This window comes from Brevibacillus laterosporus (genome assembly GCF_030489605.1).
In the GTDB taxonomy this organism is placed as follows: Bacteria; Bacillota; Bacilli; order Brevibacillales; family Brevibacillaceae; genus Brevibacillus_B; species Brevibacillus_B laterosporus_E.
This window is the reverse complement of the sequence record NZ_JAUKFY010000063.1, coordinates 1-1,049: the sequence shown is the minus strand read 5'-3', so window position 1 is coordinate 1,049 and position 1,049 is coordinate 1. Positions and strand designations below refer to the sequence as shown.

Below are 1,049 nucleotides of genomic sequence, written 5' to 3'. Positions count from 1 at the left end.
ATTACGATCACACAAGCATAAAGGAGGGATACCATGGCCAATTTACTCACACCTAATCAATCGTCCGGCGCAACCGGTACGGAAGGATTAGAAGCCATTGATCAATATTCTCAGTTAGCAAGAGTAACAGATGCTGGAGTTACTGGAGGCACTGCTGTAAGGTGCAGTTCTATGGGTAAAATAGATGGGTTTGCAGTATCGATCCGATCTACTAAAATACCTGTCATTGAAGGGAAAGAGTATGAGTTTATTGTTTGGCTTAAAAAATCCGAACTAGTAGGTAGGTTAAAATCCCACATCTACTGGTATAAATTTAAAAAAGACTCTTGGGGGGAAAAAATCGGGACGACCTACGGAGTAAATCAATCCTCTGGAAATGACAAAGGAATCTACTACAAATTTATAGCAAGGGGTGTGGCGCCACCAGGTGCTTCTTATGCCGAGGTTTCAGGAGAACAGTACGCTGGCACTTATCAAACCAGTTATGATTTTTATTGGTCCGAAGCATATTTTGGTGTAACAAATACGAAACCTACAATTTCTGTTACAACTCAGAACAATCAAGCTTTAACAGAAAGTAAAACACTCACATTACAAGGAACTACGATTGACATTGACAACGGTAATGTCGTCACAGTCAAATACCAAATCAATACAGGAACGGCAAGGGCGGCGCAATCCGGAGTATCCAACGGTAGCACGCCTCTTTCTTTTTCCAAGGTACTAACTTACCGAGGTGGAAGACTGTACGACGGCTCCATAGATGTATCAGGATTACTGGCAGAGGGAACCAATCACACGGTAACTATATGGGCAGAAGATGACCAAGGTGGTAAATCCGATGTCGTCACCCGTACTTTTACCGTTAAGCACAATAAGGCTCCTATTATTACTGTTGGTACTTTCCCTGCTGTACAATCTGGTTTGATACCACCCGATTCTATTACTCTCTCAGGTACGGCATCCGATCCAGACGGGAATACCCTCACGGTAAAAGGTAAGCTCAACAGCGGTACAGATCAAACATTACTTAATGGTGTTACAAGTGG

1 protein-coding gene is annotated in these 1,049 nt (G+C 42.8%); it reads left to right on the top strand.

Going from position 1 to position 1,049, the window contains the following annotated elements:
• Positions 1-33 precede the first annotated feature (33 nt).
• On the top strand, positions 34-1,049 hold a 1,016-nt coding region (locus tag QZ995_RS23655), incomplete at its 3' end, for a hypothetical protein (protein WP_301812398.1).